The 13,899-nt window shown below is 39.7% G+C and carries 24 protein-coding genes; 11 read left to right on the forward strand and 13 right to left on the reverse strand.

Annotation, left to right across the window (positions count from 1 at the left end):
* The 11 genes from BKK50_RS04125 to BKK50_RS04175 form a co-directional block, all read right to left on the reverse strand.
* The coding region (locus BKK50_RS04125; RefSeq protein ID WP_077415584.1) for a DUF551 domain-containing protein at window positions 1–213 on the reverse strand (213 nt) is incomplete at its 3' end.
* Window positions 206–802 carry a hypothetical protein gene (locus BKK50_RS04130; protein WP_077415586.1) on the reverse strand — a complete coding sequence of 199 codons (597 nt, stop codon included), beginning with the start codon at window positions 800–802 and terminating at the stop codon, window positions 206–208. The genes BKK50_RS04125 and BKK50_RS04130, both read right to left, overlap by 8 nt.
* Window positions 799–1,074, reverse strand: a complete 276-nt coding sequence (locus BKK50_RS04135) for a hypothetical protein (RefSeq protein WP_077415588.1) — start codon at window positions 1,072–1,074, stop codon at window positions 799–801. Before BKK50_RS04135 ends, BKK50_RS04130 begins: the two co-directional genes overlap by 4 nt.
* Window positions 1,074–1,571 carry a MazG-like family protein gene (locus tag BKK50_RS04140; protein WP_077415590.1) on the reverse strand — a complete coding sequence of 166 codons (498 nt, stop codon included), beginning with the start codon at window positions 1,569–1,571 and terminating at the stop codon, window positions 1,074–1,076. The genes BKK50_RS04135 and BKK50_RS04140 overlap by 1 nt, the downstream gene beginning before the upstream one ends.
* 657 nt (window positions 1,572–2,228) lie before the next feature.
* Window positions 2,229–2,456, reverse strand: coding sequence for a hypothetical protein (locus BKK50_RS04145; RefSeq protein ID WP_077415592.1), 228 nt, complete (start codon window positions 2,454–2,456; stop codon window positions 2,229–2,231).
* A 304-nt stretch (window positions 2,457–2,760) separates the two neighbouring features.
* A complete protein-coding gene (locus BKK50_RS04150; protein WP_077415594.1) occupies window positions 2,761–3,126 on the reverse strand; it encodes a helix-turn-helix domain-containing protein in 366 nt (121 codons plus the stop codon).
* The gene (locus BKK50_RS04155; RefSeq protein WP_077415596.1) at window positions 3,119–3,430 is read right to left on the reverse strand and encodes a type II toxin-antitoxin system RelE/ParE family toxin; all 312 of its coding nucleotides are present in this window, start codon (window positions 3,428–3,430) and stop codon (window positions 3,119–3,121) included. Before BKK50_RS04155 ends, BKK50_RS04150 begins: the two co-directional genes overlap by 8 nt.
* A 50-nt stretch (window positions 3,431–3,480) precedes the next feature.
* Window positions 3,481–3,708 carry a hypothetical protein gene (locus BKK50_RS04160; RefSeq protein WP_077415598.1) on the reverse strand — a complete coding sequence of 76 codons (228 nt, stop codon included), beginning with the start codon at window positions 3,706–3,708 and terminating at the stop codon, window positions 3,481–3,483.
* Window positions 3,709–3,788: 80 nt separating this feature from the next.
* Window positions 3,789–4,556, reverse strand: a complete 768-nt coding sequence (locus BKK50_RS04165) for a DUF1828 domain-containing protein (RefSeq protein WP_077415600.1) — start codon at window positions 4,554–4,556, stop codon at window positions 3,789–3,791.
* Window positions 4,553–5,092, reverse strand: a complete 540-nt coding sequence (locus BKK50_RS04170) for a hypothetical protein (RefSeq protein ID WP_077415603.1) — start codon at window positions 5,090–5,092, stop codon at window positions 4,553–4,555. Before BKK50_RS04170 ends, BKK50_RS04165 begins: the two co-directional genes overlap by 4 nt.
* A gap of 120 nt (window positions 5,093–5,212) precedes the next feature.
* The gene (locus BKK50_RS04175) at window positions 5,213–5,944 is read right to left on the reverse strand and encodes an XRE family transcriptional regulator (RefSeq protein WP_077415605.1); all 732 of its coding nucleotides are present in this window, start codon (window positions 5,942–5,944) and stop codon (window positions 5,213–5,215) included.
* A gap of 116 nt (window positions 5,945–6,060) precedes the next feature.
* Between BKK50_RS04175 and BKK50_RS04180 the strand changes: the two genes are divergently transcribed.
* The 8 genes from BKK50_RS04180 (at window position 6,061) to BKK50_RS04215 (ending at window position 9,623) form a co-directional block, all read left to right on the forward strand.
* Window positions 6,061–6,273, forward strand: a complete 213-nt coding sequence (locus tag BKK50_RS04180; RefSeq protein ID WP_077415607.1) for a transcriptional regulator — start codon at window positions 6,061–6,063, stop codon at window positions 6,271–6,273.
* A gap of 159 nt (window positions 6,274–6,432) precedes the next feature.
* Window positions 6,433–6,690, forward strand: a complete 258-nt coding sequence (locus BKK50_RS04185; protein WP_244149414.1) for a hypothetical protein — start codon at window positions 6,433–6,435, stop codon at window positions 6,688–6,690.
* Between the two features lie 65 nt (window positions 6,691–6,755).
* Window positions 6,756–7,160, forward strand: a complete 405-nt coding sequence (locus BKK50_RS04190; RefSeq protein WP_077415609.1) for a hypothetical protein — start codon at window positions 6,756–6,758, stop codon at window positions 7,158–7,160.
* 92 nt (window positions 7,161–7,252) lie between these two features.
* Window positions 7,253–7,498, forward strand: a complete 246-nt coding sequence (locus BKK50_RS12805; protein WP_425272387.1) for a phage tail assembly chaperone — start codon at window positions 7,253–7,255, stop codon at window positions 7,496–7,498.
* Between the two features lie 162 nt (window positions 7,499–7,660).
* Entirely contained in the window at window positions 7,661–8,044 is a 384-nt protein-coding gene (locus BKK50_RS04200; RefSeq protein ID WP_077415613.1) for a type II toxin-antitoxin system RelE/ParE family toxin, read from the forward strand.
* Entirely contained in the window at window positions 8,028–8,330 is a 303-nt protein-coding gene (locus tag BKK50_RS04205) for a helix-turn-helix domain-containing protein (RefSeq protein WP_077415615.1), read from the forward strand. Before BKK50_RS04200 ends, BKK50_RS04205 begins: the two co-directional genes overlap by 17 nt.
* Window positions 8,331–8,496: 166 nt before the next feature.
* Window positions 8,497–8,844 carry a hypothetical protein gene (locus BKK50_RS12670; RefSeq protein ID WP_077415617.1) on the forward strand — a complete coding sequence of 116 codons (348 nt, stop codon included), beginning with the start codon at window positions 8,497–8,499 and terminating at the stop codon, window positions 8,842–8,844.
* A gap of 65 nt (window positions 8,845–8,909) precedes the next feature.
* Window positions 8,910–9,623 carry a phage minor tail protein L gene (locus BKK50_RS04215; protein ID WP_077415619.1) on the forward strand — a complete coding sequence of 238 codons (714 nt, stop codon included), beginning with the start codon at window positions 8,910–8,912 and terminating at the stop codon, window positions 9,621–9,623.
* Window positions 9,624–9,628: 5 nt separating this feature from the next.
* On the opposite strand, the gene BKK50_RS04220 is transcribed toward BKK50_RS04215, so the two are convergent.
* Window positions 9,629–10,042: a type II toxin-antitoxin system HicB family antitoxin gene (locus BKK50_RS04220; RefSeq protein WP_077415621.1), complete on the reverse strand. Its 414-nt coding sequence runs from the start codon at window positions 10,040–10,042 to the stop codon at window positions 9,629–9,631.
* A gap of 45 nt (window positions 10,043–10,087) precedes the next feature.
* Window positions 10,088–10,264, reverse strand: a complete 177-nt coding sequence (locus BKK50_RS04225; protein ID WP_077415623.1) for a type II toxin-antitoxin system HicA family toxin — start codon at window positions 10,262–10,264, stop codon at window positions 10,088–10,090.
* Between the two features lie 85 nt (window positions 10,265–10,349).
* On the opposite strand from BKK50_RS04225, the gene BKK50_RS04230 reads away from it, so the two are divergent.
* The 3 genes from BKK50_RS04230 to BKK50_RS04240 all read left to right on the forward strand — a co-directional run.
* Window positions 10,350–11,102, forward strand: a complete 753-nt coding sequence (locus BKK50_RS04230; protein WP_077415625.1) for a C40 family peptidase — start codon at window positions 10,350–10,352, stop codon at window positions 11,100–11,102.
* Window positions 11,045–11,629: a tail assembly protein gene (locus tag BKK50_RS04235; RefSeq protein ID WP_077415627.1), complete on the forward strand. Its 585-nt coding sequence runs from the start codon at window positions 11,045–11,047 to the stop codon at window positions 11,627–11,629. The genes BKK50_RS04230 and BKK50_RS04235 overlap by 58 nt, the downstream gene beginning before the upstream one ends.
* Window positions 11,630–11,637: 8 nt before the next feature.
* Window positions 11,638–13,899: TipJ family phage tail tip protein (locus BKK50_RS04240; RefSeq protein ID WP_143529751.1), on the forward strand; the 2,262-nt coding region annotated here is incomplete at its 3' end.

A 13,899-nucleotide genomic window follows, 5' to 3' on the forward strand; every position in this document is an offset into this window, starting at 1 on the left:
TGCATGATCATTAACACAATATGGAATTAAACCGCCTTCATCATCTTCCTTTTCTGCGTAAAGATACCAGCCGAAACCGATGAACCAATATTCCCCATCCTCTGTGTAGTAAATTAAGCGCCTATTTTTAGAACTGCGATATTCTTGACTGGTATAAAATGGCTCAGGCAATCTATCCTTAACACTAATCCAACCGCTGTTTTCTTTAGTCATTTTTAAACTCCTGTTCAAATAGTCGGGTGGTGTAGATAATGGCTTGTGCGCACCAAATGAAGTTAGGCGAAAGCTCTTTGAAATTTCTATAAGATAACTCTCCAAACAATTCTTCAAAACTTTCAGTGGCATTAGCCAACCACTCATCTGCTTTAAATTCACAACTAAAATCAACGTACTTTAGGCTATCAACAAGTCCATTAAGCTCAATTAGCTTGTCTTCATCGGTGCATTCAGTTTGATATTTGTCAATGCAGTGTCTAATATCCCGTTTTGCTAAATCACCATCAAAATATTCAAGCTCACCGTTTACATCTTGAGCTAAGACTTTTTCTTTAATATAGCTAAAACAGAAAACTGATTGATTACGAGCAAAGAAACCGTAAACATCAAGCAACCGTCCAAAAACATAACTTCCCATATCACCTGTAATCGTGCAGGTATTGGCTGCATAGATAATAGTGCTAGAGAGAGAAATGGTATTAGGGTCGGCAAAGCGGAAAATTTTAACGTTCTCGCTATTTTGCAATACTGTTAGCTGGTGTTTTTGGATACTTTCTAGGAACTCATCTCTAAAGGTGCTTGTCATAAATCCCCCTCTTGAAGTATGCTACCAATCACACCCTGATTAAATTTCCCTAAAACTTTTTCAAATTTATCCGGATTATTATTTTTTAAGTACAATAGGAAGTTGATTACTTCCGCATCTAATAAATCTCCTAATAAATCGTATTTTTCCAATGCTTCATCTTCTACGATTCGTGGGACTTTAAAGCCTTCTTGTTTATTCAGGTGTAAATTCGTTAGAAATGCTACACTTTCATTATTTTCAAAATGAAATTCTGCAACCATTTTGCGCATTACAAATCCCCCTCTTTCACAAATACCCCATCAATCATTTTTCCCTTGCGTTCTTTGATTTCTTCCCATGCGGATTGAACGCATTCATAAAAATCAAGTTCAAAATAATCCGCAGCTTCAACTAAACCGAGTACGATAAATGAGAAAAACTTCATCACATTATTTGGTTCATTGGCTTGTTGAGCGTAAAAAAATGAATGAATAGATGCACTAGTATCAATTAAACTTTCTTCAATTTTGCCGTTAAATTGCGGATAATGTTCGATGTAGCCCGTATAGAGAAAATCAACGACTTTGAATTGTTTTACTAAAATAACCATCGCTACAAAACAATCTCCAATACTATCTTTTACCACATCTATTTTATTTTTAGATATACCGGAACAAAGCTCGCCAAATTCTTCCATCAATTTGATAAACTGTTTTTGCGGAGTAGAGCCCTCAATCAAATTGTGATCTTCTGCCCATTGCTCAATGTTTTTAATTAATGCTTTCATCTTTTTTCTCCATTACCATACCGGCATTCATATCGAACCAATCAGCAGCGCTGCTCATTCCGTCTTTTAGACTCGTATACGTCTGATTTTAATGTTCAGAAACATTTGCCTTTCTTTATGCTTGTAAGGCTCAAGCTTAAATTCACACTTTAGTTTTGCGCTCCCCAAAACTTTAAACTTTGCGACCATCAAGGTATTGCAGTTTATCGCTATCGACTGCTCCTTACGGAATTGCCGCTGGTGGGTTTCCGTTTTTATGTATAGAGTGCTCACCTTTTTCGGGCTTCTTTCCGTGACTGCTTATTAGTGCGAGATAAGCATTGCTCCATCCCTATACCGACTTTGCTCAACGCAGGGCCAGACTTCCGCCATTAATCCCTTTATGTTGTCACCAAATTTTAAAATCAACCTATCACCAACTCCCGACAAACAATGAAAAACATTGTGCTTGTTACCTCAGCCACTCACGCCTAGCTTGCGTATTTTAATTAGGGGTAATTCGCCCTAATTAAAATTAAGAGTGTTATTCAATCTGTTAAAGAACAATCCCTTTCGGGTTTCCACCGTCTCTGCTTTCTCTCGGCTTTCGCCTGCTCGGGTGGTTAAGGTAGAACCTTTATTCAAGCCCTCCGCAAAGGGCTTGGTAAAAATTCTGATTTATTTAACTCCCATATAGTCCATCAATCCTTTTGTTCCCCCTTCAAAATAAACCTTGTTAACGTTATCTTGCTGCTCATGTACCCATTCTTGGGCTTCTGTTCTGTTTTTAAATCTTTTGGTTCTTGTTTTAAGTACCTTGCGCATAAAAAGTACTTTAAGTTTTATTAATATTGGTTTTTCGTGGTTTGCAACGGTGTAGCCTTGACATAAAATTTGTAAACTCATTTTTTGCTCCTTAGTTTATTTTGTGGGTGTTTTGTTTTGATGTGGGGGGGTTATAGCTAAGGTTTTACCTTGCAAATAGCTCTAATTGTTTTTGTTTGTGTTTATTTATAGTCTTGGCTTTAATTGTTTGATTTTTAAAGAAATAAATTTCTGATGAAGTAGTTTAATTGCTTGTTTTTTAATCAGCAAATGAGTTGAAAGAGGGAAGTGCGGTCGGTTTTTCGATCATTTTCGTGACGCCACGAAAATGGCAGGGGGATAGAGTAGGGAATAAAGAAAACCCACGTTTGAACGTGGGCTGAAATTAGGCGTGAAGTTCGTGAATTAATTCAGGGCGGCGATGTAACAACTCTAATAGTGTTTTCGCTGCACCACTTGGTTTGCGTAAGCCTTGCTCCCAAGAACGCAAAGTGTTTACCGAAATGCCGAGTTTCTCAGCAAATTTAGGTTGTGACAATTGTACGGCATGACGAGTTTCTGTAATTGGAGATAGCTGGATTTTCGTCGTACGTGCGTTTTTGAGGTTTCCTGTTTTGATTTGCATTAAGGTATCACGGAAATCATCAGCGTGTTCAATCATATCAGGATCGTCTGCAATGACGGCTTTGACAATCGCATCAATATTCCAGTCTTTTGTTGCATTTTGGATTTTTTGAGAAATATTATCCATTTTTCTCTCCTTTCAGTTGTTTAATGTCTTGGTTGCTTAGATTTTCTTTTACATTTTTAGCGTAAATATCTAATGCGACAATGACACCGTCTTCTAATAAATTAAAGTAGATAATACGTACACCACCACGTTTTCCTTTGCCATTTGCCTGCCACCGAATTTTTCGCATTCCATCAGCGTGGGGAATAACATCACCTGAAAGTGGATTTTGAGAAAGGTAACTCAAAAATTCAAGGCGTTCCTCGGTTGTCCAAATTTGCTCGGCTTTGTGTTGAAATTTTTCGTGTTCAATAATAGTGTACATCATCTCTCCTTGAAATGTATTATACTATTACTATGTAATATGACAAGCAATTATTTTACCATATCCCTTTTGCTTGCATTCCGCCAATAATGCTTTCCATCTTTTGGAAAATCCCAAACACCATAGACCGCATTTAGTGAATAGGGTGGCTCTTTTCCCGTAGAGATGGCAAGCCTTGTTGCTTGTCTGAATTTATGGTGATTAATTTTCTTCCCTAATTTATCGCTTGATGAGCTTGTATTGCCGAAGATTTTTGTTTTTTTGTAGCTTCTACTCATAATATATTATCCCTGTATTATTCGTTTGCAAAGATTATATCGTGGATAAATAAAACCGCCACGAGAGGCGGTTTAATGTTTTAAGCGGCAAGTTTTTCAATCCAAATATCTTTTTTATCATAAGGCAGAATCTTTGCCGGAGATTGATTAAAGAGCAGGATAAGTTTATTTAACTGATCGCCTACCGCTTTATCATCGATGACTACATAAGATTCATCATTTATTTGTGCTGTTGGGTTGGTCAGATCCATTATTTTACCCAGAACGCCATAAGCACTGCTCCAACTGCCTTTTGCTTTTACACTCGTTGTAAAAATCTGTTTGGTATGCCGTTCTCCGCCTGTTAATAAAATAGGGATTGTAATTTGATGACCGCTCAATCCTGATTTTTTCACATCAAATCCGATATGTTGAGAGAATTGATGATGGCGAAAATCAGACTTTACTGTCATCTCGAATTTATCTATAGGTACATTATTGTACCAATCCATAGCAAGCGTATCTGTGATAATTGCTGCTTGAATTATGCGTTGCAAATTATGTGAAAGCATTTCACCGCTTGTTGTCGTGTTGATTTCCGCTCGGTCGTTTAAGTTTAATCCGTAACGTTTTAACGTGCTTTTTATGTGGTTGATACGGTTAGTGGTTAGATTGATTCCTCGACCGTTCATTTCCCACAAAGTTTGAGCATCGTCGGTGACAGTAAAACGATTTTCTCCCACTTGTTCAATGTATGCCTGAATAACGCTACCATCTTCAAAAGTGAAAGGAGTATTAATTAAAATCAAATCATCGGCAATAGAATGACATTCATAGCCTAGATTGGATAAGACTGTGCTGCATATCATAATAGCTCCATTTGTCCGTTGTTTGATAAGATTGGGTGAGGAATTTGCCCCACTGCGACAGTATTAAATTTTGCTAGAAAATAACACATCAATTCAAGAAAATCATTTGATTTTTGATATTTTTCATCTAGTAAATAGCCTGTTTCTTGGTTTTCTTTACCGTGTAGAATGTGGTAGTGAGCACCACAAATACGGCTTTCGGCTATAGGTTTTACATGAGTTATTTTATTTACATGAACCAAATTTTCACCTTGATCAACAGCAAATAATCGTCTGTTTTTGTAAAAAGCAATAAAGTTCATCGATGGCATTAAATTTTCTCTACGAGCAGGACGATAGGCAAAATAAGCTCTAAGCTGAGGGATAGGTAATCCATCACTATCGAAGAATGAATACCTTAACTCAAGCCAATAAGGATAAGGCTGATTTTTTTGTTTTTTCTCCCAGGCAGATCCTTGAAAATAAATTTGTTTTTCCATCGCCATGATATGATCGATTTCCTGCTGGGGAATAATAATATCTTCAATACTTGCCATATCGTTCCTTTAAACTTTATATCATTAATATTCGTTCTTCTAGTTGCTACAAAGCGCTATTTGTTCTCTTAGCTACCCCACAAAATTCAACTTCTGGCTTTGGTGTGCTCTTGTTCGTGCTTATAAGTCAAACATTTCCATCGGCATTTTTTTGATCAGTTGTCCAATAAAATGGATTTGTTCAACCTGATCTTTCTCTAAAATTTCCGTTTCGTAGGTAGGGTTATCTGAAATGACTTTTAAGCGATAGCCGCTCAAGTATTGCAAACGTTTAATTCTCGCTTTCCCTTCAAAGACAAATGCGTAAATTCCATCGTTTTTAAACTCTTGTATTGAGGTGTCAATAAACACAATATCGCCGTGTTTTAAGCTCATTTCTTCATTGTTTGGATCATACATACTGTTTCCATCAATCACCGCTAATGAAAGATTATTTGCGGTTTTGCGTTGGAAAATCTCCATAAATTTATCTCGAGAAAACTCAATAGAACGGATTGTATCGGGATAATCAAGATTAATATAACCATCTCCGGCAGCAAGTTTGTTATCAAGTAATGTGAGCTTGATTGAGTCTTCAACGTCTGATCTTGAAAAATTTTTTGTTGTTACTGATACTGATGATTCACTAACAGCACTATTAGAACCGCTCTCTAACCAAACAGGATTCACACCTAACACAGTGGCTAATGCCAACTTATGCTTAGTATCTCCACCTGCTTCAATTTTTTGAATAGCGTTTTGGCTCACTCCTATTGCTTTCCCTAAATCAGATTGAGTTAAACCTGCATTTTTTCTTGCGATTTTTAGACGTTCACCGAATGACATACCTTTTACCCTATTTAAATTTTTCATTATTTTAAAACTGAGGTTTTAAACATTCAAATAACTAAAGCGATATTTTTTTCTTTGCTCAAAACAATCAGGGCTATAATATATAAGTTGTTTTATTTTTTGAGAAACAACAAGCTATGAATAAATTTGTACAAGAAGCTATTGAAACGCTAGGAAAGCAGCAGTTATTAGCTGAGGCTTGCGGCGTAAGTCAAAATGCTGTGAGCAAATGGTTAAACGGTGGTACGATTTCCCTTGAAAATGCGTTGCGAATTGAGAAAGCCACGAAGGGAAAAGTTAAAGCTGAAGATATATCACCAGAATTTTCACATTTGCTATCACGAACCTAATTTACCCAAAGGTACTCGCAATGGCACGCAATAAGTTATTGGGATCGGCAAGAGGACTTTCCGATCCTGTTATGGAGAAATACTACCGTCAGAAACAAATTGAGGTGGCAGGACGAATGGATTAGCGGCTCTTTCACGATGTATCTACAGGATAAAGCCATGATTGAAGCTGTACGGCGTGGGCAAAATCTTTCATTATCCTTGCGAATGGATGCGGAAACAGGCGACAGTTCGGATTATATGACATTCATTCTACCGGGCATTAAAGCCACGAGTGTTGATGTAGATGATGGGGCGAAAAACCTAATTCAGACCTTAAACTTTGACGCTTTCCCTGCTGTTTATGATTCGGAAAGCGCCATTGATGATGTCTTGAAAAAACCGACCACGCTGATTATCCAAGATACTCTCGCATAATCAACCTATCACACAGGCGGCTTTCGGGCCGCTTTTTATTTCTCATTATTTAAAAGGATAACATCATGGATTTTTCTAAATTAGATATTCACTCAACCGCACAACATACTTTCCGCTTTGAAGTTTTACATCCGGTTACTGGTGATGGCACCGGTGCATTTATTGACGTTTACGGTGCAGAAAGCGATCCGGTTCGCAAATATACGGCAAGCCAATTGCGCCAACTCCAAAAGCAAGAGTTTGAAAACAGCCGCACCCGCAAGCCGAAGTATGTGGAACTCAGTGAACTGGAAGAGCGCAAATTAGAAAATGCCCTTGTGCGAATTGCCGGTTGGGAAAATGTGAAATGGGGTAAAGAAGAGATGGCATTTACGCCTGAAAACGCCCGCAAATTACTGACGGCCTGTCCTTGGTTGAGCGATCAAATTGTTGAACATTCAGATGAATTGGGAAACTTCTTGAAAGCCTAGTCGATGACTTACTCGACTATGCGAAATCCGAATTTGAATTAGACAAAAAACCAAAAGGGTCGGATGCCACTAATCGTGAACATTTACAAGCCATTCAAGAGGCAACAGGGGCGGAACTCAGCGAACTTAATCACCCGTTGCCGGATGAAATGGTGCGCTATCTACTTGATGATTTCTACGAAATCGCCTTGTCCCGCCAATATGGTATGGCGTGTAACCCCATTCTATACGCTGAAATCGAATCTTGGTGTCGATTAACCCAACGACACCTTGAGAAATGGGAGCTTGATGTCATTAAACGATTAGATATGTTGTGGTTGCAAATTAATGCGGATTAAGCCCGATCTAAAAAGATCGGTTTTTTTATTACCTGTAAGATAGAGAAGTGACGCTAAGATGATGGCATGGCATAATATTTGGCGAATCGATAAATTATTCATTGCTCCTTGATTGTTTATAGATTAAAATCTATATAAATAATAAAGAAAGGTAATTGCTGTATGAAGCAAGAATGGGAAATCATTTTACAAGACCCACTTTTGAATTGGTTTGAATCTTTAGTAGAAGATGATTTATTGAAAATCTATGCTGCACTTGAATTATTATCAACGGAAGGTCCGCAGTTAGGAAGACCGTATGCTGATACTATTCAAGGTTCAAAATATCCTAATTTAAAAGAATTGCGTGTACAGTCTAAATTGTCAGTATTTCGTTTGTTTTTTATTTTCGATCCTATTAGACAAGCTATTGTTTTATGTGGTGGAGATAAAAAAGGCAAAAAAGAAAAGCTCTTTTATAAAGAGATGATCGCTTTAGCAGAACAAACTTACGATAATTACCTTTCTACATTTTCACAGGAGCAAGAAAATGAGCGTAAAATTTAAAGAATTGATGAATGGGCTTCCGCCTGAAAAACGTGATCAAGTTAAAGCAATGGCTGAAGAAATGCGTATGGAATTACAACTGCATCGCATTCGTGAAGAATTTGAAATCTCACAACAGCAAATGGCGGAAGCGTTAAATATTAAGCAGCCATCGGTTGTTGCTTTAGAAAAAAGAGGTAATGATATTAAGCTATCATCAGTTAAACGTTATGTAGAAGCGATGGGAGGCGCATTAAGTTTATCTGTTGAGTTACCCACAGGAAAAACGGTTACTTTCAATCTTTAAATAGGGTATGAAAGGGGGGGGAATAACCGTTAATGAATTATAACATTTCAAAGCTCGCAATATGCGGGCTTTTTTATTGGAGCCAATATGAAAACTTTTACCTTTCCGCCTCAATGGAATATGAAGCGCAAAGCGAAACCTGAGACGAATATTCTTAAATTTGGTGATGGGTATTGTGCATCGTGGGGAGTATGTTATCACCAAAGAAGCAACAAGCCGGATAGGAGTGGATTATCTTGACTACCTCAATTATCAATCCCGTTCAAAACCTCGTGGCTTTGCGAATGGCGGCGGTGTTGGCATTCCAACAGTCCATCACACTAACGGACAGCCGAATATCAAAGTGAATGTGATTAATAACGGTGAGGCGGCAAGTGCCAAGGTGGAAAGCAAACAAACCGATAACGGCTTAGAAATTACAGTTGAATTACTTAAAACGATGACGGATATTGCCAAAAGAGAGGCAAATAATGCCATCACAACGAATTTCAGACCAGGTGGTGCATTTGCTTAATATTAAAATCAACCTTTAAACCGACCGCACTTTTGTGCGGTTTTTTATTGAAAATGGAGGCTTTTATGCCAACTCTTATCAGTAACCAATTTAAACTCGATCTTGCCAAACTTGAACAAAATGCGTTGATTGAATTATTTGAAGTCGATCTTAGAGGATTGAAAGATTCAGACGGTATAAATGGCGAGTTGTATCGCTTTTATGCCGGCAAAAATGAACGCTCGCAGCCGATAGTATGGCAAGGAAAAACTTACGCTCCATTCGGTGTGAAAGCGGAAGGATTTGAAATGTCGGGGCAAGGACCGAGCAACCGACCAACGCTCACCCTTGCCAATATTAACGGATTTTTGACCGCACTTTGTAATCGATTCGATCAATGCTTAGGCGGCATTGTGCGTAGGCGATTAGTGTATATGCATTATCTTGATGCAGTAAATTTCAAAGGTGGTAATAAACAAGCCGATCCCACGCAAGAGGCATTAAGCTATTTTGTTATTGAACAACTCTCATCACTTAAACGTGATGTGGCGCAATTTACCCTTGCTTTACCGAGCGAGACGGATAATGCATTGATTGGCGCACGAATGATTACTACGACTTGTTGTTGGGTCTATCGTGGCGTTGAATGCGGTTACACAGGTGGGGCAGTGGCCGATGAAAAAGACCAACCCACTGTTGATCCGAAAAGAGATAAATGCAGTGGGTTATTGACCGGGTGCAAGATGAGAAATAACACACACAATTACGGTGGCTTTGTTAGTGTGAATAAATTGGGGTAAAAAAGTTAAACCACCCGTAGTTCAAACTGTTTGCCGAGGGCAGAAATCGCTCTTGCAATCGTATCGATTTTTGTACTATGTCCAAGATTAGTAATGCGTTGTACTTCTTGTGGTTTAACATCAATACGTTTGGCTAATTCCACATTAGAAATATTTTGTTCGATCATCTCATTAAGTAACAAAACTTTGGCAAATACGCTTGCCGGCAATTCGACAAGCACTTCGCCCTCTTGCGCTTGGCTTGGCATAGGCACTTTGCGATGATCTTCAAAATAGAAATCCATACTGGTGAGTAACGCATCTCTTGCCATTTCTATGGCATCGTTGTAATCATCACCGCAAGTAATGGCTTCCGGAATATCTCGGAAAGAAACGTTATAGCCGCCGTCTTCCGGCTCAAATCGTGCTGGATATAGCATAAATATTACTCCTTCTAAGAAAACCCCCTGTTACAGGGGCTTTAATTAGTTTAATCCCAATTGCTTTTTAATCGCTTTCATTGTGCTATTTTTGATTTCCTTACTCGGTTGTCTTGGCATCGTTGATTGATTTCCGTTGTAATAAAGTTTGATGTGCTTTGAACCTTCTTCCTTTGTTACACCCTGAGCAATTAGCCATCTTAAAAATTCACTTTGTTTCATTGATCCTCCGTGTTTTTTAAGATGGGAATATAGTAAACAAAAATATTTACTTTGTCAATGTAAAATCAGCAAAAATGTTTATTTTATGATAAATGAAAACTTAAAAAACGAAATATGTCGTTACGCAAAATCAACCGAACCGCACGAATGTTGCGGTTTTGTTGTTTTAAAACGGGGTGAAAATCAACCGCACTTTTTGCCTTGTGAGAACGTAGCGGAAGACAAAGAAAACCATTTTGAAATCTCACCGGATGATTACCTCAAATCGGAAGAAATGGGCGACATTCTGGCATTGGTGCATTCTCACCCTAACGGCAAGCCTAAGCTATCGCAAGCGGATTTACAAACACAGCTTTATAGCCAATTAGATTTTTGGCTTGTGTGCGATGGGAAGATTCACGTTTTCCCAAAAATTCCGCTTTTAATCGGGCGTGAATTTGAACACGGCAAAATGGATTGCTACACCCTCTATCGGGATTTCTATCGCCTTGCCGGCTATGAAATGGCGCAATATGAACGGGACGATGACTGGTGGGAAGATGGCTTTAATCTTTACCTCGACAATATCGAAAAAGAGGGCTTTGCGCAAATCACCGACCAACACGAATTACAAGTTGGTGATGTGATTTTAATTCAAGTGGGCGCAGATGTACCGAACCACGCCGCCATTTATATTGGAGATCAAATGGTGTTACATCACGCCCCGAAACGTTTATCAAAACGTGATCTTTATGATGGTTACTGGCTCAAGCATACGCACAGTATTTGGAGATTTAAAGAATGGTCAAAGTTAGATTTTACGGTGCCCTTAAACAGTTTGGCACTGAGTTTAATTTAGAGGTGAACAACACGGCGGAAATAGTCCGTGCTTTAACCAGTCAGATCCCGAATTTACGTCAATTTTTACAACAAGGTTTATTTAAAGTTCGTATCGGCAAAGATTATCTCGACAACCGTTATTTAGAAAAAGGGATGTTTTACCAGTTAAAAGACAAAATGGTGGTGAGTTTTACGCCTGTACTGAAAGGGGCAAAGCGTGGTGGATTGTTTCAAACTATATTAGGAGTCGCAATCATTGGTATCGCAATGTTTGCGCCGCTTAGCTTGATTGGTGGTATTGCCGGATCAAATCTCTTAGGTTATATCGGTATTGGGCTCGCATTGAGTGGTGTCGCACAAATGCTTACTCCTATACCGAAAATGCCCGGTATAGGCAATGAAAAAGAGAAAAAACAATCTACCGCCTTTTCAAATTTAGGAAATTTAGTGGCGCAGGGGCGCCCGATGCCGCTCGCTTACGGGCGGATTAGAACGGGTTCATTGATTATTTCGCAAGGCGTGGAAACCTTGGATGCAAGTATTTAGGAGTAGGTATGGGTAAAGGTGGGGGCGGTGGACGTACACCGGTTGAAGCGAAAGAAAGCAGGCGCAGTAAACAGCTTGTCAAAATTGTTGAGATTATTTCGGAAGGGGAAATTGAAGGGTTAGCGGACGGAATGAAATCCGTCTATCTGGATAATACGCCAATTCAAAATACTGACGGCTCTTACAATTTTAGTAATGTTCAACTTGAGGGGCGGGTTGGATCACAAGTTCAAGAGATTATTCCCGGGTTCAATACGTCAGAAAAAGAAATCAATGTGGGGACTCCGGTTCGGAAGGTCACCCCGATTACCCGTACAATCACAGATAGCAAAGTTTCTCGTTTACGTTTAACCCTTGGCGTGCAATCGTTATTTAAACAAGAAGATAATGGCGATACGAACGGCGCAAGTGTCAGTTTAACGGTGTATATCGGTAATCAAAGTTACCCGATAACGATTAACGGAAAGTATAGCTCACAGTATTTACAGCAGCATACTTTTTCTCATTTACCGGCTGTGCCGTTTACTGTGCGGGTGGAGCGTAATACGGCTGATAGCAAATCACAGCGATTACAAAATAACACGGTGTGGGCGAGCTACACGGAAATCATTGATACGGAATTTACTTATCCAAATACCGCATTGATTGGCGTGAAATTTGATTCGGAATATTTCTCAAGCATTCCCAACCGCACTTATGATGTGAAAGGGATCAAGGTGAAAGTGCCGTCAAATTACAATCCTCAAACCCGACAATACCGGGGAATGTGGGATGGTACATTTAAAATTGACTGGTCGGATAATCCGGCTTGGGTGCTTTATGACATTGTCACAAACAAACGCTATGGCTTGGGACAACGTTTGGGGGATTTCGGTGCGGATAAATGGGCACTGTATCAAGTGGCACAATATTGCGATCAGCTTGTGCCGGACGGTTTCGGCGGCAAAGAACCTCGTTTTACTTGTAATGCGTGGCTCACCGACCAACGACCGGCTTATGATGTGATCAATGATATTTGTTCAATTTTCCGTGCAATGCCGGTGTGGAATGGTCGAGGACTCACGGTAGTAATGGATCGCCCTGCCGATCCTGTGTGGACTTATACCAACGCTAATGTAGAAAATGGCGAGTTTACTTACACGTTTTCAGCCAAAAAAGCCCGTCATAATGCGATCCAAGTGGAATATGCGGATAAAGACAATGCTTATGAAAAAACCATAGAATATGTGTCCGATGATGACGCAATCCGAAAAAATGGGCTAAACGTGAAGAAAATTACCGCCTTTGGTTGTACTTCTCGAGGACAGGCTCACCGTACCGGGTTATGGTTGTTGCAAACGGAAAAACTGGAAACCAAAACTGTCACCTTTACCGTGGGAGCGGAAGGTTTAATGCATGTTCCCGGTGATATTATCAACGTGGCGGACATTGATTATGCCGGTACGAACATCGGTGGTCGTGCGTTAAAAATTCAGGGTAGGAAAGTGACATTAGATCGTGAAATCGACATCACAGCAAACAGTTACTTCACTTACATCAACGCCCAAGCCAAACACCAAGATATTAAAATTCTATCGGTGAAAGGGACAGAAATTACCCTAGATGCTGAGCCGGTGGGCTTAGCGGAATATGGCGTTTGGTCGCTCACCACGCAACGAATCAATGCACAACTATACCGAGCCTTGAGCGTGAAAGAGGACGCTAAAGGCAAATACACCATTATGGCATTGCAGCACGAACCGCAGAAAGAGGCGATAGTCGATAACGGGGCTATCTTTGAATCGAAAGTGACAAGCATTCTTGCCTTACCAAAAGTCAATGATATTCAAATCATCACAAATGCCGATGGCAGTATTGGCATTAATGCGGATGTGAGTGGCGGAAATGGCTTGGTGAAATACGATATTTTAATCTATAAGGGCGATAATCTCTTTGATGTTCGCTTGGGATTAATCTCACCGGAACGGGATTTAAGCAATCTTGCTAACGGTGAATATTTTGTCGTCATCCGTGCAAAAAATGAAAAAGGGCAGTTACTCAACGAACGCACACAACGTTTCACCATCGACCGCCCGCCGGCACCCACAGGCGTTCGGGCGACAGGGGGCTTAGGCAGTATTACACTTGAGTGGGATTGGGTGAACGAAGCGACAGCGACTGAGATTTTTTCCTCAGAAACAGACGATATTAAAACGGCAAAACGCATTGCCAAAGTGACCGCTCAGTTATACACCCACGAAGTGGGGGCAAAACAAGTGCGGTATTATTGG

Source organism: Rodentibacter rarus (assembly GCF_001998965.1).
GTDB lineage: Bacteria > Pseudomonadota > Gammaproteobacteria > Enterobacterales > Pasteurellaceae > Rodentibacter > Rodentibacter rarus.